General features: G+C 62.2%; 21 protein-coding genes. 11 read left to right on the plus strand and 10 right to left on the minus strand.

Annotated elements, in window-relative coordinates:
* Positions 1-35: 35 nt before the first annotated feature.
* From modC to AC07T0_RS13905, 4 genes are all read right to left on the minus strand, one after another.
* Complete coding sequence (modC, locus tag AC07T0_RS13890; RefSeq protein WP_495001717.1) at positions 36-1,124, minus strand: molybdenum ABC transporter ATP-binding protein; 1,089 nt, start codon at positions 1,122-1,124, stop codon at positions 36-38.
* Between the two features lie 3 nt (positions 1,125-1,127).
* Entirely contained in the window at positions 1,128-1,808 is a 681-nt protein-coding gene (modB, locus tag AC07T0_RS13895) for a molybdate ABC transporter permease subunit (RefSeq protein WP_495001718.1), read from the minus strand.
* A complete protein-coding gene (modA, locus tag AC07T0_RS13900; RefSeq protein ID WP_495001719.1) occupies positions 1,809-2,576 on the minus strand; it encodes a molybdate ABC transporter substrate-binding protein in 768 nt (255 codons plus the stop codon).
* 190 nt (positions 2,577-2,766) lie between these two features.
* Positions 2,767-3,831, minus strand: a complete 1,065-nt coding sequence (locus AC07T0_RS13905; protein ID WP_495001720.1) for an NAD(P)H-dependent flavin oxidoreductase — start codon at positions 3,829-3,831, stop codon at positions 2,767-2,769.
* Positions 3,832-4,018: 187 nt separating this feature from the next.
* Between AC07T0_RS13905 and AC07T0_RS13910 the strand changes: the two genes are divergently transcribed.
* Genes AC07T0_RS13910 through acuI form a run of 3 tightly spaced genes read left to right on the plus strand, consistent with a single transcriptional unit; the run spans position 4,019 to position 6,201 of the window.
* The gene (locus AC07T0_RS13910; RefSeq protein ID WP_495001721.1) at positions 4,019-4,477 is read left to right on the plus strand and encodes a GyrI-like domain-containing protein; all 459 of its coding nucleotides are present in this window, start codon (positions 4,019-4,021) and stop codon (positions 4,475-4,477) included.
* A 58-nt stretch (positions 4,478-4,535) separates the two neighbouring features.
* Positions 4,536-5,171, plus strand: coding sequence for an acrylate utilization transcriptional regulator AcuR (gene acuR, locus AC07T0_RS13915; RefSeq protein WP_495001722.1), 636 nt, complete (start codon positions 4,536-4,538; stop codon positions 5,169-5,171).
* A 46-nt stretch (positions 5,172-5,217) separates the two neighbouring features.
* The gene (gene acuI, locus AC07T0_RS13920) at positions 5,218-6,201 is read left to right on the plus strand and encodes an acrylyl-CoA reductase (NADPH) (protein WP_495001723.1); all 984 of its coding nucleotides are present in this window, start codon (positions 5,218-5,220) and stop codon (positions 6,199-6,201) included.
* A gap of 11 nt (positions 6,202-6,212) precedes the next feature.
* Here acuI and alkB read toward each other — a convergent pair whose 3' ends face one another.
* From alkB to AC07T0_RS13935, 3 genes are read right to left on the minus strand one after another with little or no spacing between them, the layout of a single operon-like run.
* The gene (gene alkB, locus AC07T0_RS13925) at positions 6,213-6,869 is read right to left on the minus strand and encodes a DNA oxidative demethylase AlkB (RefSeq protein WP_495001724.1); all 657 of its coding nucleotides are present in this window, start codon (positions 6,867-6,869) and stop codon (positions 6,213-6,215) included.
* Between the two features lie 19 nt (positions 6,870-6,888).
* The gene (locus AC07T0_RS13930; protein WP_495001725.1) at positions 6,889-7,065 is read right to left on the minus strand and encodes a hypothetical protein; all 177 of its coding nucleotides are present in this window, start codon (positions 7,063-7,065) and stop codon (positions 6,889-6,891) included.
* Positions 7,066-7,104: 39 nt separating this feature from the next.
* On the minus strand, positions 7,105-7,410 hold the full coding sequence (locus AC07T0_RS13935) for a DUF1883 domain-containing protein (protein WP_100943791.1): 306 nt from the start codon (positions 7,408-7,410) through the stop codon (positions 7,105-7,107).
* Positions 7,411-7,619: 209 nt separating this feature from the next.
* Between AC07T0_RS13935 and AC07T0_RS13940 the strand changes: the two genes are divergently transcribed.
* Positions 7,620-7,976: a hypothetical protein gene (locus AC07T0_RS13940; RefSeq protein WP_495001726.1), complete on the plus strand. Its 357-nt coding sequence runs from the start codon at positions 7,620-7,622 to the stop codon at positions 7,974-7,976.
* Positions 7,977-7,992: 16 nt separating this feature from the next.
* Here the strand turns inward: AC07T0_RS13940 and AC07T0_RS13945 are convergent, their stop codons facing one another.
* On the minus strand, positions 7,993-8,274 hold the full coding sequence (locus AC07T0_RS13945; protein ID WP_495001727.1) for a hypothetical protein: 282 nt from the start codon (positions 8,272-8,274) through the stop codon (positions 7,993-7,995).
* A gap of 8 nt (positions 8,275-8,282) precedes the next feature.
* Entirely contained in the window at positions 8,283-8,471 is a 189-nt protein-coding gene (locus tag AC07T0_RS13950) for a hypothetical protein (RefSeq protein ID WP_495001728.1), read from the minus strand.
* A gap of 277 nt (positions 8,472-8,748) precedes the next feature.
* On the opposite strand from AC07T0_RS13950, the gene galU reads away from it, so the two are divergent.
* The 6 genes from galU (at position 8,749) to AC07T0_RS13980 (ending at position 14,079) form a co-directional block, all read left to right on the plus strand.
* Positions 8,749-9,588 (plus strand): UTP--glucose-1-phosphate uridylyltransferase GalU, encoded by an 840-nt coding sequence (gene galU, locus AC07T0_RS13955; RefSeq protein ID WP_100943795.1) that lies wholly within the window; start codon positions 8,749-8,751, stop codon positions 9,586-9,588.
* Between the two features lie 266 nt (positions 9,589-9,854).
* On the plus strand, positions 9,855-11,213 hold the full coding sequence (gorA, locus tag AC07T0_RS13960; protein WP_495001729.1) for a glutathione-disulfide reductase: 1,359 nt from the start codon (positions 9,855-9,857) through the stop codon (positions 11,211-11,213).
* A 3-nt stretch (positions 11,214-11,216) separates the two neighbouring features.
* On the plus strand, positions 11,217-11,984 hold the full coding sequence (locus AC07T0_RS13965) for an AraC family transcriptional regulator (RefSeq protein ID WP_495001730.1): 768 nt from the start codon (positions 11,217-11,219) through the stop codon (positions 11,982-11,984).
* A gap of 240 nt (positions 11,985-12,224) precedes the next feature.
* On the plus strand, positions 12,225-12,398 hold the full coding sequence (locus AC07T0_RS13970; protein ID WP_084615061.1) for a DUF1427 family protein: 174 nt from the start codon (positions 12,225-12,227) through the stop codon (positions 12,396-12,398).
* Between the two features lie 34 nt (positions 12,399-12,432).
* The gene (locus tag AC07T0_RS13975; protein WP_495001731.1) at positions 12,433-13,392 is read left to right on the plus strand and encodes a quinone oxidoreductase family protein; all 960 of its coding nucleotides are present in this window, start codon (positions 12,433-12,435) and stop codon (positions 13,390-13,392) included.
* A gap of 228 nt (positions 13,393-13,620) precedes the next feature.
* A complete protein-coding gene (locus AC07T0_RS13980; RefSeq protein ID WP_495001732.1) occupies positions 13,621-14,079 on the plus strand; it encodes a DUF2214 family protein in 459 nt (152 codons plus the stop codon).
* Positions 14,080-14,185: 106 nt separating this feature from the next.
* On the opposite strand, the gene AC07T0_RS13985 is transcribed toward AC07T0_RS13980, so the two are convergent.
* Positions 14,186-14,731, minus strand: coding sequence for a DUF4946 domain-containing protein (locus AC07T0_RS13985; protein WP_495001733.1), 546 nt, complete (start codon positions 14,729-14,731; stop codon positions 14,186-14,188).
* Positions 14,732-14,960: 229 nt separating this feature from the next.
* On the opposite strand from AC07T0_RS13985, the gene AC07T0_RS13990 reads away from it, so the two are divergent.
* Positions 14,961-16,238: a serine/threonine transporter gene (locus tag AC07T0_RS13990; RefSeq protein WP_495001734.1), complete on the plus strand. Its 1,278-nt coding sequence runs from the start codon at positions 14,961-14,963 to the stop codon at positions 16,236-16,238.
* The last annotated feature ends 78 nt before the right edge of the window (positions 16,239-16,316 follow it).

The raw sequence follows: 16,316 nt of genomic DNA on the forward strand, positions 1-16,316 counted from the left end.
AACGCACCGGCTCCCTTGCGGGAAGTCGGTTGCCGTCAGGCGAGCACCGCCACTGATTTGATCTGCGCCCAGAGGGCCTGTCCCGGCGCCAGCTTGAGCTGGTCGCGCGAGTAGCGGGTGATCCGCGCCAGCAACGGCGTGCCCGCAGCCTCCAGCCGGACCAGCACGTGGGCGCTGTTGTCGGCGGGGGCTTCCCCGGTGATGGTCACCGGCAACAGATTGAGGATGCTGCTGTGTTCGCCTGGTTGCCGGCTGAGGCTGACGTCGCGGGCCTGAATCTTGATGCGCAGACGCTTGCCCGGGGCCAGCGGTGCGTGGGCCACCCGTACGTTCAGCAGGCTGTCGGGCAATTGCAGGGTCAGCAACTGATATTGGGGGTCGTAGGCGCTGACCGTGCCCTCGATCACCACGCCGGCGTCGTCGCCCAGGGCCAGGGGCAGGTCGAGCCGGGCCAGGGTGTCGCCGATGGGGCCGCTGGCCAGGGCCTTGCCTTCGCTGAGCAGGACGATATGGTCGGCCAGGCGCGCCACTTCGTCCTGGGAGTGACTGACATAGAGCAGCGGGATATCCAGTTCGTCATGCAGGCGCTCGAGGTACGGCAGGATCTCGTTCTTGCGCTGGCTGTCGAGCGCCGCCAACGGTTCGTCCATCAGCAGCAGTTGCGGGCTGGTGAGCAGCGCCCGGGCAATGCCGATGCGCTGGCGCTCGCCGCCGGACAGGTGCTGTGGCTGGCGGTCGAGCAAATGGCCGATCCCCAGCAACCCGGTGGCGTGGGCCATGTCGACCCGGCGTTGGGCGCGGGGTATGCGGCGCAGGCCGAATTCCAGGTTGGCGCGGACCGATAGGTGCGCGAACAGGCTGGCTTCCTGGAACACATACCCCAAAGCGCGCTTGTGCGGCGGGACGAACAATTGGCGGCTGCTGTCCTGCCAGACCTGGTCGTTGATCTGGATAAAGGCCTCGGGGGCTTTTTCCAGACCGGCGATACAGCGCAGGCAGGTGGTCTTGCCCGAGCCCGAGTGTCCATACAGGGCGGTGACGCCACGGCCGGGCAGTTGCAGGTCGAGATCCAGGGAAAAGTCCGGATAACTCTGGCGCAGACGGACCTGTATCGAAGACGTCATGGTTCAACTCCAGCCCATTTTGGTCTTGCGGCTCGAGTACAGCGCCAGCAACACGAGAAAGGAAAACACCAGCATGGCGCCCGCCAGCCAATGGGCCTGGAGGTATTCCATGGCCTCGACGTGGTCGTAGATCTGCACCGAGACCACCCGGGTCTTTTCCGGGATATTGCCGCCGATCATCAGGACCACGCCGAATTCGCCTACGGTATGGGCGAAGCCGAGAATCGCGGCGCTGATAAAGCCCGGTCGTGCCAGGGGCAGGACCACGCTGAAGAAAGTGTCCCAGGGATTGGCGCGCAAGGTCGCCGCCACTTCCAATGGGCGAGTGCCAATGGCACTGAAGGCGTTTTGCAGCGGCTGCACGACAAAGGGCATCGAGTAGATCACCGAGCCGATCACCAGCCCGGTGAAGCTGAAGGTGAGGGTGCCCAGCCCGATGGACTGGGTGAACTGGCCGATAAAGCCGTGGGGACCGAAGGCGAGCAGCAGGTAGAAGCCGATCACCGTCGGCGGCAGCACCAGCGGCAGCGCCACCAGCGCGCCGACCGGTCCGCGCAGCCAGGAGCGGGTACGGGCCAGCCAGAGCGCAATCGGAGTGCCGATCAGCAACAGAATCAGCGTGACCAGGGACGCCAGTTTCAGGGTCAGCCAGATGGCGGTGAAGTCGGCACTCAAGAGCGGCATTTATAGCTGATAGCCATAGGACTTGATGATGGCGGCGGCTTTCGGGCCTTTCAGGTACTCGACCAGCGCCTTGGCGGCGGCGTTGTCCTTGCCCTTGGCCAGAATCACCGCGTCCTGCTTGATGGCCTCATGCATATCGGCCGGGACGATCCACGCCGAACCGCTGGTGACCTTGCCGTCCTTGTAGATCTGCGACAGGGCGACAAAACCCAGCTCGGCATTGCCGGTGGAGACGAACTGGTAGGCCTGGGTGATGTTCTGGCCGGTGACCAGCTTGTCCTTGACCTTGTCGGTCAGGCCCAGCTTGGCCAGGACCTGGGTGGCGGCCAGGCCGTAAGGCGCGGCTTTCGGGTCGGCGATGGACAGGTGCTGATACTGGTTGTCCTTGAGCACCTGGCCCTTGGCGTCGACGTAAGCGTCCTTGGCCGACCACAGGGCCAGGGTGCCGGTGGCGTAGGTGAAGCGCGAGCCGGCGACGATATCGCCTTCTTTTTCCAGCTTGGCGGGGGTGCTGTCGTCAGCGGCGAGGAACACTTCGAACGGTGCGCCGTTCTTGATCTGGGTGTAGAACTGGCCTGTGGCGCCGTAGGCCGCGACCAGCTTGTGGCCAGTGTCTTTCTCGAAGTCAGCGGCGATGGCCTGGATCGGCGCGGTGAAGTTGGCCGCGACAGCCACCTGGACTTCAGCGGCCTGGGCTGCGCTGAAAGCAACTACGCTGAGCAGGGCGGCCAGACAAGTCGGGGCAAAGCGTGAGGCACGAATGATCATGAAGCGGCTCCGTTCAAAGGAAAGGGACAGGTAAATGCACCGCTTGTTATAAGACGTGCGCGGCGCTTAGAGGGATGAATCGCTATATAAATAAATATATAGCGATTCTATTCCTGTGGCGAGTGGGCATGCCCTAATGCCGTTCAGGGTTCCTTGGCTGAACGACATTAGGGCCGATCCGCGCTGTTCGTTACCGTCCTTTCAAGATCGTCTGGGCCCGTTCCGCCAACTGCCGGGTCAATGCCTCGGCCGGCAATTCCACCCCCAGGCGCAACGCCTGGCCCGACCACAGGTTGCTGAAGTCCGCCTCGCCCTTGGCCCGCAGTGGCAGCAACGCGCCGCCGGCCAGGGGAAACGCCGGCGCCATATCGCTGATCGGTCCCAGTTCGCGCATCACCCGGTTCATGATGCCCCGCGCCGGCCGGCCGGTGAACAGGTTGGTCAGGGCCGTCTCGCTTTCCTTCGCGCTGCGCAGCGCCTGGTGATGCGAGGCCGAGACCTTGGCCTCCGGGGTGAACAGATAGGCCGTCCCTAGCTGTACCGCCGAGGCCCCGAGCATAAAGGCCGCCGCGATGCCACGGCCGTCGCCGATACCGCCGGCGGCAATCACCGGAGCATCCACCGCATCGGCGATCTGCGGCACCAGGGCAATGGTGCCGACCTGGGTGTTGAGGTCGTTGCTGAGGAAAATGCCGCGATGGCCGCCGGCTTCATTGCCCATGGCGATGATCGCGTGGCAGCCGCGTTCTTCCAGCCAGCGCGCTTCATCCACGGTGGTGGCGCAGCCGATAATCGTTGCGCCGGTGGCCTTCACCCGCTTGAGCAGGGCCTCGGGCGGCAGGCCGAAGTGGAAACTGACGATCTCCGGCTGCAGCTCTTCCACCAGTTGGCAGCTGGTTTCATCGAAGGGCGCACGGCTGGACACCGGCGTCGGCGCATTGAAGTCCACCCCCAGTTCACGGTAGTAGGGCGCCAGGCGCTCTTTCCAGCGTTTTTCCCGTTCGGGGTCCGAAGCCGGCGGTTGGTGGCAGAAGAAGTTGACGTTCAATGGCGCCTGGGTCGCGCTGCGAAACACCTGCACTTCCTGGCGAATCTGCTCCGGGGTCAGCATGGCGCACGGCAGGGAGGCGAGGCCGCCGGCCCGGGCCACGCCGATCATCATGGCGGACGTGGTCGCCCCGGCCAGCGGCCCCTGGATGATCGGGAGGTCGATGCCGAACAGGTCAAGAATACGGGTATCAGGCCAGGTGCTCATGACGACTTTTCTCCGGGGCAGATAAAAGGATAACGACGAGAACAGGGCTGGTTTGTATCAGGAATAAGGTCTGCAAGGCCAGCGGCCGTCTTATTTGCATACGCAAAAAGTGCTCCCGGGTGACGGCGCCGCAGAATCCACCTAAAGTTGTCGCACTTCAAAACACCCGCTCAGGAGCACAATTCAGATGGATGTGAAACGCATGGAAGTGGCGGCTTTCCAGGTCTCCGGCCCACAGGTCCGCACCCGCAATCAGGATGAACAGCAACCTCGGACGGCAAGGATCGGCGGGCTGTGGGGCAGCTTTTTCGCCGAGGGATTGGCCGAGCGCATCAGTACCCGGCAGCCCGACTCGCCGGTGTATGGCGTCTATTCCGGTTACGAATCCGATGCCAGCGGCTATTTCGATGTGACGGCCGCGGTGGCGGTCAGCGCGCCCGCACCGGGCTATAAGACGCTGCTGGTACAGGCGGGTCCCTACCTGGTCTTCGAGGGCCGTGGTGCCATGCCGCAAACCGTGATCGACACCTGGGGCCGGATCTGGTCCTACTTCGAGCAGCATCCCGGGCAGCGCCGTTTTGCCACGGATTTCGAAGTCTATACCGGGCCTGACAGCGTGGCGGTGTATATCGGCGTCGTCGATTGAGCCGGGACTCTATCTTTGGTCGTATGTAGTTTGTAGTCAGTCGGTCTATATTGTCTCCATGACCTCGATAACCCCTGCACCGCGCAAGCCTGGCCGTCCGCCGAAGATCCCCCGGGAGAACCTGCAAACCCGCGAGATGCTGATTCGTTGCGGCACCGAGATCCTCACCGAGCAAGGTTTCATGGCCACGGGGATCGATACCGTGCTCAAGCGGGTGGGGGTGCCCAAGGGCTCGTTCTACCATTACTTCGACAGCAAGGAAGCGTTTGGCCAGGCAGTGCTTGAGAGTTACGCCGGGTATTTTGCCCGTAAGCTCGACCGCTGGCTGCTGGACGCGTCCATGGCGCCGTTGCAGCGCCTGCGCGGTTTTGTCGACGAGGCCAAGGCCGGCATGGCCCGGCATGAATTTCGTCGCGGTTGCCTGGTGGGCAATCTCGGGCAGGAAGTGACGCTGTTGCCGGACAGTTACCGCGAGCAGCTGGAGGCGGTGTTTCGCAGTTGGGAGTTGCGTCTGTCACGCTGTTTGCAAGCGGCGCAAGCCGCGGGCGAGTTGGCGGCGGATGCGGATTGCGAGGCCTTGGCGAGTTTTTTCTGGATCGGCTGGGAAGGTGCGGTATTGCGCGCCCGGCTGGTGCGCAGCGATGCACCGTTGGAAATTTTCATGCAGGGATTTGTACGCAGTCTGGCAGGTTGATTTTTTGGGTTTATTTCTAGGCGATCGGTCTAAATTGGAGGCAAGCATGTTCAGTGGCATCTTGATCGAAAAGGACGCGGACGGTTATCGGGCCAACCTGGCGTCCATCAGCGAGGCTCAGTTGCCGGAAGGCAATGTGACGGTGCGGGTGGCCTACAGCACCTTGAATTTCAAGGATGGCTTGGCAATCACCGGCGCAAGCCCGGTGGTGCGACAGTTTCCGATGGTGCCGGGTATTGATCTGGTGGGAACGGTGGAGCAGAGCAGTCACGCCGATTATCGGGTCGGCGATGGGGTGCTGCTCAATGGCTGGGGTGTCGGCGAAGGGCATTGGGGTGGCCTGGCGCAGAAAGCCCGGCTCAACGGTGACTGGTTGATCCCGATGCCAGCGGGCTTCACCCCGGCGCAGACCATGGCCATCGGCACCGCGGGTTTCACCGCCATGCTCAGCATCCTGGCCCTGGAGCGCAATGGCCTGACGCCGGATCAGGGCGATGTGCTGGTGACCGGGGCCAACGGCGGCGTCGGCAGTTTTGCCGTGGCCTTGCTCGCGCGGCTGGGCTATCGGGTGGTGGCCTCGACCGGACGTACCGCCGAGCATGCCTACCTGCAACAGCTGGGCGCGGCCGAGATCATCGATCGCGAGACCCTGTCGCAGCCGGGCAAACCACTGGCGAAAGAGCGTTGGGCGGCCGCTATCGATTCGGTGGGCAGTCACACCCTGGCCAACGTCTGCGCCGGTATCCGCGCCAACGGCACGGTGGCCGCTTGCGGCCTGGCCCAGGGCATGGACTTTCCGGCCTCGGTGGCCCCCTTCATTCTGCGCGGCGTGACCCTGGCCGGGATCAACAGCGTGACGCAACCCAAGGCGCAACGAATCCTCGCCTGGGAGCGCCTGGCAAAAGATCTCGACCGTGGGCTGCTGGCGCTGATCAGCCAGGAAATCAGTCTGAGCGAGGCGCTTGAACTAGCACCGCGATTGCTCGCCGGGCAGGTGCGCGGCCGGGTGGTGGTGGACGTCAACCGCTAAGCCACAGGCGGCTAACCGGCGCTGCGCAAGGTGAAGTTGAGGCGTTCGGCCCCCATCTGTGGGTGGTGACCTTCCTTGATCGGCAGGACGCCATGAAAGCGCAGTCGGTCGACGCCGCCCCAGACCACGACATCGCCGTGAAACAGCGGGGTGCGTTGGGATTTGTCGCTGCGTTCATGGCCGCCAAACAGGAAGATCGCCGGCAGGCCCAGTGAGACCGAGACCACGGGCGCGCTGAAGTCGCGCTCGTTGCGGTCCTGGTGCAGGGACATCTTCGCCCCTGGCAAATAGCGATTGATCAGGCAGGCATCGGCACAAAAGTGTGCAAAGCCCGCGGCCTGGGCCGCCTCCAGCGCCAGTTGGCGGAACACCTCGGGCATTGCTGGCCAAGGCCGGCCGCTCTGCGGGTCGACGCGGGTGTAACGGTAGCCGTCGCGGTCGGTGGTCCAGCCCCATGTGCCGCAACTGCTCAAGCTGGCGGACATGGTAAAGCCGCCCGGGGTGACCATCTGCCGAAACGGCGCCTGTTCCAGCACCTCGGCCAGGGCCGGCAGCAGACGCTCGACCCAGGGCAGGGCAAAGCCGCGCAGCACGCAGGACTGTGCGCCGATGGCTTCGAAGCGTTCGGGTTGCTGCAGGTCGGCGTCGGCAAACAGGTCGAGGGTCATGGCAGACGGTCGCGCGTTCTTACAGCGCCTTGCTGGCTTTCACGTCGCTGATGACCGCGTCACTGTCACCATGAATGGCTTTCAGCGCGGCCAGGGCTTGTTCGTCGCTGCCGTTTTCCAGTTGGGCGAATTCGAAGCGACGCTCACCGTTGAGCTTGTATTTGATGACGTATTTGGTGGTGGGTGTGGTGTTCACGGCGATTCCAGTAACGAGAAGATGGACAGCGGTGGCGATTCAGCGCAGTTTCGAGCTGGAACGACGGATGATGCGAATCGAGTGCGTCAGGTTCGGCTTGCGGGTGACGCTGATGGCGCGCTTGGTCACCACGGTATCAATGGTAATGTTCCAGAAACCGGTGCTCGGGATGGTGATTTTCGCCGGAAAGGTATCAAATGCGCCGCCGTGGTAAGTGTGACGACCGCCATTCTTGAAGCTGCGAAAGTTGGCGTCGTTCATCAGGCGGATGTTGCACGTCTGGGAGCATTCGATCACGACGATGTCGTCTTCGTTGAGGTGCTCGCGCTGGTGGATGAATTTCAAGGGCGTCTCCAGAAGGCTTTTTCTACAAAATCAAAAAGATAGCATGTGGAACAGGGTGTTTTTAGCACGGTAGCCGATTTATTCGACCGCTACGCCTCCCAGTCTGACGGATTGCGTAGCCTTGTCGCCATAAAGTTTGGATTAAATCCTTGGGCGCGGGAGAAAAATCGCCCGGACGCTGTCCTACCGTCTTTGTCGGAGATTTGCTTATGAAGTGGGGTGTGTGGGCATTGGTTGCTCTGGTCATGAGCGGATGCGCGAATGTATCGGATATCGAGCAGTCACCGCCGACGATGGCCGTGATCTCCGGCAAGAAGCCCATGGCCTATGCGCAGTGCTTCGATTCGCGGCTGGCCAAGGACCGTGGGCCTTCATTGATCGAGCCTTATCACAAGGACGGGGTCAAGGTGATCGTGCGTGACCGTTTTTCCACCCATCCGTCGGCGGTGCTGTTTATCGAGGAGCGCTCCAGCGGCAGCAGCATCAAGGTCTTCGAGAGCATGTCGAATTTCCCGTTGCGCTCGCGAGCCGTGCTCGATGCGGCGGAGCACTGTATTTCAGGCTGAAGCACCTGGCGCCTGGCTATTTACACACCACCGTCACTGTGCGGCTTTTGAAATTGCCGACATCGATGCCCAGGGTCTTGTCGCTTTCCTTGGGCGAGGGGGTGCCATCGGTGCCGACGATGGTGTAGCCGGTACCGGCACAGGAGGCATCGGCCTTCTCATAGCACTTGGCCCAGGACATGGCTTCGCCCGAACAGTCGATGGCCAGGCCCTGCTGGCCGTTGTTCAGGTAGGTCTTGGACGCCGTGGCGCAGCCGCCCAGGGCCAGCAGCGCAATCAATACCAGGAATTTGTTCATGCCGGTATTCAGTCCTTGTTGCCACGACGCCGGGCGGCGGGGGCGGGGGTATCTTCGAAGACCGAGGCCACTTCAATGGCCAGTGTTTCGCTCGGAAAGGGGCCGGCGACCGGTTCGCCATCGGCACCGGTCAGCCACCACTGGCCGTCTTTTGCTTGATTGATCAGGTAACCGTTCACGTTCTTTGCTGCCGACATCGATCTGTCTCATGGGCTGATGAAAGGTGCTGATGATAGCTCAGATCAAGGCATAAACCGTCAATAGCCGCTAGAGTTGATGGCCGAAGCACAAAGACCGACGATTGACCCGCTCGGTGAGCGCCAGATGTAGCAATATTTGACACAATCCCGGAACTATCTGCCGTCAGGTTTCTCTATGTTGGCGTCAGTCTGCTATCAGCCGGGCATTGTAAGGTGGCCGCTGCCTGATTAGACTGCGCCGAAACTTGTACACACCGCCCTTTCAAGGACTTATATGATCAAGAAATGCTTGTTCCCAGCAGCCGGTTACGGTACTCGCTTCCTCCCAGCGACTAAAGCCATGCCCAAAGAAATGCTGCCGGTGGTGAACAAGCCACTGATCCAGTACGGCGTCGAGGAAGCGCTGGACGCCGGCTTGACCGAGATCTCGATCGTGACCGGTCGCGGCAAGCGCGCGCTGGAAGACCACTTCGACATCAGCTACGAGCTGGAAAACCAGATCAAGGGCACCGACAAGGAAAAATACCTGGTCGGTATCCGCAAACTGCTGGACGAGTGCTCGTTCTCCTACACCCGTCAGACCGAAATGAAAGGCCTGGGTCACGCGATCCTGACCGGCCGTCCATTGATCGGTGACGAACCCTTCGCCGTGGTACTGGCGGACGACCTGTGCGTCAACCTCGAAGGCGACGGCGTCCTGACCCAGATGGTCAAGCTGTACAAGCAGTATCGCTGCACCATCGTCGCGATCCAGGAAGTCGATCCGCAGGAAACCAACAAGTACGGCGTGATTGCCGGCGACCTGATCGGCGACGACCTGTACCGCGTACGCAACATGGTCGAGAAGCCGAAGCCGGAAGATGCACCGTCGAACCTGGCGATCATCGGTCGTTACATCCTGACCCCGGACATCTTCGCCCTGATCGAACAGACCGAGCCAGGCAAGGGTGGCGAGATCCAGATCACCGACGCCCTGATGAAACAGGCCCAGGACGGTTGCGTGATTGCCTACAAGTTCAAAGGCAAGCGTTTCGACTGCGGTGGCGCTGAAGGCTACATCGAAGCCACCAACTTCTGCTTTGAGCACTTCTACAAGACGGGCAAGGCTTACTGATAAGGCCTGTTGTTTTATAGAAAAAAGCCACCTCACGGTGGCTTTTTTATGGGCGCTGCTTCCAGGCTTCTTGTAGGCGCGAGCTTGCTCGCGAAAAAATGGCCAACGATGACGCGGGCGAGCTGACGGGGTGCGGTGCGGCGGCTCTCTTTCGCGAGCAAGCTCGCGCCTACCGTTTTATATTTCATCTGAATGCCCTTATAGACTCCTGACGCTGACCCAGAAGGCTACAGCGGGTATGCTGTGCACCTGCCGAGGAGATTGAAATGGCCTACGATTTTGACCTGTTTGTGATTGGCGCCGGTTCCGGCGGTGTGCGTGCGGCGCGGTTTGCCGCCGGGTTTGGCGCCAAGGTGGCGGTGGTCGAAAGCCGCTATCTGGGCGGGACCTGCGTCAACGTTGGCTGTGTGCCGAAAAAACTCCTGGTGTACGGCGCGCATTTCGCCGAGGACTTCGAGCAGGCCCAGGGCTTTGGCTGGTCACTGGGTGAGGCGGACTTCGACTGGGCGACCCTGATCGCCAACAAGGACAAGGAAATTCATCGCCTCAATGACATCTACCGCAGCTTGCTGGTCAACAGCGGCGTGACCTTGCTCGAAGGCCACGGCAAGCTGGTGGATCCGCATCAGGTCGAAGTCAACGGCCAACGCTACAGCGCCAGGCACATCCTGATCGCCACTGGCGGCTGGCCGCAGATTCCGGATATCCCCGGCAGCGAACACGCCATCAGTTCCAATGAAGCCTTCTTCCTCAAGGAACTGCCCAAGCGCATCCTGGTGGTCGGCGGCGGCTACATTGCCGTTGAGTTTGCCGGGATCTTCCACGGGCTGGGCGCCAAGACCCAACTGCTCTATCGCGGCGACCTGTTTCTGCGCGGTTTTGACGGTTCGGTGCGCCGTCACCTGCAGGAAGAACTGACCAAGCGCGGCCTGGGCCTGAACTTCAACGCCGATATCGAGCGGATCGACAAACAGGCCGACGGCAGCCTCAAGGCCACCCTCAAGGACGGTCGCGAGCTGGAGGCCGATTGTATCTTCTACGCCACCGGCCGACGGCCGATGCTGGACAACCTGGGCCTGGAAAACACTGCGGTGAAGCTGGACAAGAACGGCTTTATCCAGGTCGACGAGCAATACCAGACCAGCGAACCGTCGATCCTTGCCCTGGGCGATGTCATCGGTCGTGTGCAACTGACCCCGGTGGCCCTGGCCGAAGGCATGGCGGTGGCCCGGCGTCTGTTCAAGCCCGAACAGTATCGTCCGGTGGACTACGCGATGATTCCGACGGCGGTCTTCAGCCTGCCGAATATCGGTACCGTCGGCCTGAGCGAAGAGCAGGCGCGGGAGCAGGGCCACGAGGTGCAGATCTTCGAAAGCCGCTTCCGGCCGATGAAGCTGACCCTGACCGAGTGCCAGGAGCGGACCCTGATGAAGTTGGTGGTGGACGCCAAGACCGACAAGGTGCTGGGTTGCCACATGGTCGGGCCGGAGGCCGGGGAAATCATCCAAGGGCTGGCCATTGCCTTGAAAGCTGGCGCCACCAAGCAGCATTTTGACGAAACCATCGGTGTGCATCCGACGGCGGCTGAAGAGTTCGTCACCCTGCGCACACCGGTTGCTGGCTGAACCATGGCGCTGGCTACACCGCCGGACCTGAGCGACACCGACAGGCCGCTGCAACCCCTGGCCCGGACTTACCCGCGGGGCTTGTTTATCGAGCCCCACGCGCATGTCTGGGGCCAGTTGCTCTATGCGATGTCGGGGGTGATGTGGGTCGAGACGCCCCACGAGGCCCTGGCGGTCCCTCCGCAGCGCGCGGTGTGGTTGCCGCCCGGCGTTCCCCACGGGATCCGGGTGGTGTCGGACCTGCAGATGCGCAATATCTATCTACGTCCGACGTTGGCCGAAACCCTCGAAGACACGGTCCAGGTGATCGAGGTCGGCGGGCTGCTGCGCGAGTTGATCGTGCAGTTGGTGGCGTTGGCCGAGGATCCCCAGGGTGACTATTACGAAACGCTGGTCAACCTGGCGCTGCTGGAGCTGAAGCGGGCGCGGCGTGCGTTTCTGAAAGTTCCGATGCCGTCGGACAGTGACCGTCGGCTGATGAACCTGTGCCAGGCAGTCATGAGCGCACCGTCGTTGGATATTTCTTTCGAGCAGCACGCGCAATCGGCCGGGGCCAGCGTGCGGACCTTGGCGCGCTTGTTTCAGGGCGAGTTGGGCATGGGCTTTGCCGAATGGCGGCGCCAGGTGCAATTGGCGACGGCCGTGGTGGAGCTGATCCAGGGCGTGCCGGTCAGTCGTATCGCTCGGGAGTTGGGGTATTCGCCCAGCAGCTTCAGCGATATGTTCCGGCGTGCACTGGGCGTGGCTCCATCCCACTATCCGGCGAGCTAGCGACTGCCCTCCAACAATAACGCGTACGGTCTGCCCCTGTAGGAGCGAGCTTGCTCGCGATGGTGGTCCGGGCACCGCGGGGTATCAGGTTTTCCGCGTTATCGTTGACGTCCATCGCGAGCAAACTCGCTCCTACAAGTTACGTAAGCGCTTTGGCCGAAATACAGAAGCCTTTGACCGACGCCCACGCTTTGCCGGTCATAGACTCTGGGTATTCCCTCATCGAGCCCGGCGTTGATCATGAGCTACCTTATCTCTCTCGCTATCGGCATCGCCGTCGGCCTGCTTTACGGCGGGCTCGACTTCCGTTCCCCGGCACCGCCCGCCGTGGCCCTGGTCGGCCTGTTGGGCATGCAACTGGGCGAAAAGGCCTGGCCCCTGGGCAAGCAACTGGTCGCCGGCTGGCTGTCCTGAATCCCACGTTTTTTTCTGACTGGATGCGTATTTCATGAAAGCCCTGCAATTTGCGAAAACCGGCGATCTCTCGGCCCTGCAACTGGTCGACGTGCTCACCCCTGTGCCGGCTGCCGGTGAAGTCCTGGTGCAGATCAAGGCGGCCGGCCTGAACCCCAGCGATGTGAAAAATGTGCTCGGGCGTTTCTCCTACACGACATTGCCGCGGATTCCCGGTCGGGACTTTGCCGGTGTGGTGATCGAAGGACCGCAATCGTTGCTCGGCCAGGAAGTCTGGGGCACTGGCAAGGAGTTGGGGTTTACCGGCGACGGTTCCCATGCCCAATACCTGACCTTGCCCGCCAGTGGCGTGGCGATCAAACCGACGCACTTGAGCTTCGCCCAGGCCGCCAGCCTCGGCGTGCCGTTCACCACCGCCTGGGACGCCCTGGAGCGCAGTCTGGTGAAGGCCGACACGCGCTTGTTGGTAATCGGTGCCAATGGCGCCGTCGGCAGCGCCGCGCTGGCCCTGGCGAAGATTCGCGGGGCGCGGGTGTTGGGCGCGGTACGGCGCGCGGAGCAGGTCAAGGCGCTGCGGGACAAGGGTTTTGACGCCATTCAACTGGACCAGCCGGAAGACCTGGCGGCTTCGGTCAACGGCGTCTTTCCCGGTGGCGCCGATGTGATCTTCGACACCACGGGTTTCTGGCTGCCAGCGGCCGTGACGGCCCTGGCGCCCTTCGGCCGGATCGCGATCATCGCCGCACCGGTAGACGGTCATGTGCAGTTGCCGGCCCTGGCGCTGTATCGCAAGGGCGGTTCGGTGGTTGGGATCAACTCGCTGCTGTATGGCACCGAGGCCTGCGCGCGGATGCTCGAGCAGTTCGGGCGCTTCTTTGACGAGGGCTTGCTGGAACTGCCGACAGGGTTGCTGGAGTCGCCGCTGTCCGAGGGCCTGGCGCGTTATGCCGAGGTTAATCAGGGCGGCAGTGACAAGGTGATCCTGCTGCCTTGAGGTTGTTGCACGCGTTGTCGTGGGGACTTGAAAACGCCACAAACCTGTAGGCGCCGGCTGGCTGGCGATGGCGGCCGATCAGGCGATGCAAGGCTCACTGGCCTCATCGCCAGCCAGCCGGCTCCTACAGGTCTCATTCCAAACGGTCCATTCCCAGGGGGCCAGATCCCTGCGCAAATATCGGCGGCTTGAGCTACAACTGTCTTGCTCATTCAAGGAGACAACCCGATGTTCGCTCACTGGTCCCTGGCCGCACTTCATCTTCTGGCGTTTGGTATCGCCCTGGCGGCGGTATTCGGACGTGGCGGGGCTTTACGCCGCCTCACCGGCACCAGCCCGGCCGAGCTGCGGCAGGTGTTTATCTGGGACAACCTCTGGGGCATCAGCGCCGGGGTCCTGCTGGTGACGGGTGGCCTGCGGGCTTTCGCTGGTTTCGAGAAAGGCACGGATTACTACCTGCACCAGCCGCTGTTCCACCTCAAGCTGACCTTGTTCGTGATTATCCTGCTGCTGGAGCTGGCGCCGATGATCAACTTGATCAAATGGCGTATCGCCCAGAAGAAGGGCGCGGTCATCGATATCGGTCGCGCCCGGCTATTCGCCCGGATCAGCCATATCGAAGCGCTGCTGATCATGCTGATCGTGATTGCCGCCAGTGGCATGGCCCGGGGATTCCTGGTCGGATAGAGGGGCCACACTATCTTTGTAGGAACTGACTTGCTGGCGATGAGGCCGGTGAATCTTGCATGCCTGTTCGACCGCCATCGCCGGCAAGCCGGCCCACAGGGGGATATCAGGGCTGCAGGCGCAAACTCGCGCGGATGCCGTTGACCACCGGCTCGACGCTCTTGTAGCCGTCCGCGGAACCGGCATAGAGCAAGGAGTAGGCCTTGCCATCGCGGGCCGCGGCCACCAGGGTCTGGGTCATCACGTGAGCGCCGTTCTGGGTGATGGTGCAGGTGGTTTCCACCGCGGCCATGCCGCCCAGCGTGCTGTCGTGAATGCGGTTGCAGACACTCATGAAACCGCGCTCGACAAAGTTCTTCTGGACCGCCTTGCGCATCTCCAGCAACACCCCGGGGAGGTTGACTTCATGACCGGGATTGAGCGCCGATTCGGTCAACTCCATGACCATCAACGGGTCGCCATTGGCATCGTTCTTCACCGCGCGCTGGCGCAGGCCGCTGATCACTTCGCCCGCCGCGTTCTGGGCCGGGGGCAGGGTCTGCACCTCCCAGTCGCCGGGCCAGGTGATGATCAGATCGTCAGCCAGGGCCGACGAACTGCCCAGGAGCAGGAGAAGGACGGTAAAACAGGCACGACATTGCACAGAGGTCATGGGAAGGCACTGATCGAGAGTCTGGAATTGATTGTTACAGTGTATCAATACTCCGTGGGCGATGGCTGATAAAACTGCGCGAGCAATCGACCGTTACTCAGCTAACCCTTTGCTTCTTAAGCTTAATCCCGGACAATCGCGCCCCTCTTATGGCCGGGGCGCTGCCAGTGACATGCTTTTTATCCGCCCCGGTCGCGTGGTAATGACCGGCTAACGGAGATTCGACCGGATGAATGACCAGGCCAACAGCGTCGACGAACGCTATGAATCGGCCCCCGTTGCACTGAGCAACTGGAACCGCCAAGACACCACCTGGATGCTGGGCCTGTTTGGCACGGCCATCGGCGCGGGCACCTTGTTCCTGCCGATCAACGCGGGGCTGGGCGGCTTCTGGCCGTTGCTGGTCCTGGCGGTGCTGGCGTTCCCCATGACCTTCTACGCCCACCGTGGCCTGACCCGTTTCGTGCTCTCCGGGCGCGAGGGCGCGGACATCACCGAAGTGGTGGAAGAGCATTTCGGGATCAAGGCCGGGGCACTGATCACCTTGCTGTATTTCTTTGCGATCTTCCCGATCCTTCTGATCTACAGCGTGGCCCTGACCAATACCGTCGGCAGTTTCCTTGAGCACCAGTTGCACCTGGTGCCGCCGCCCCGGGCACTGCTGTCGCTGATGCTGATCCTCGGCCTGCTGGTGGTGGTGCGTTGCGGCGAGCAGGTGATCGTCAAGGCCATGAGCCTGATGGTGTATCCGTTTATCGTCGCCTTGCTGTTCCTGGCGGTTTACCTGGTCCCGCACTGGAACGGCGGCATCCTCACCACGGCCGGCAACCCGCCCGAGCCGTCGGCCTTGCTGCACACCTTGTGGCTGGCGATTCCGGTGATGGTGTTCTCCTTCAACCATTCGCCGATCATCTCGGCCTTCGCGGTTGACCAGAAGCGCCGTTATGGCGCCCACGCCGAGGAGCGCAGTACGCAGATCCTGTCGCGGGCCCACCTGTTGATGGTGGTGATGGTGATGTTCTTCGTCTTCAGTTGCGTGCTGACCCTGTCGCCGGCGCAGTTGGCCGAAGCCAAGGCGCAGAACCTGTCGATCCTGTCGTACCTGGCCAACCACTTCAGCAACCCGACCATCGCCTTCGCGGCACCGTTGATTGCTTTCGTGGCCATTTCCAAGTCCTTCCTGGGACACTACATCGGGGCCAGCGAGGGCCTCAAGGGCTTGGTCGCCAAGAGTGGCCGCAAGCCGGGCGCCAAGGCCCTGGACCGGATGACGGCGGCCTTCATGCTGGTGGTCTGCTGGCTGGTGGCGACCTTGAACCCGAGCATTCTCGGCATGATCGAGACCCTCGGCGGGCCGATCATCGCGGCGCTGCTGTTCCTGATGCCGATGTACGCGATTCGGCGGGTGCCGGCAATGCGGCAGTACTCGGGGCAGATGTCCAACGTGTTCGTCACGCTGGTGGGCTTGGTGGCGATTTCGGCGTTGATCTATTCGTTGTCGGCTTGATTCGATGCGCGTTCTGTCTACGGGCGGAACGCGATCCCCTGTAGGCGCCAGCAAGCCGGCTCCTACAGGTTTTGTGGC

The sequence above is a fragment of the Pseudomonas sp. GW821-FHT04D07 genome, assembly GCF_059420225.1.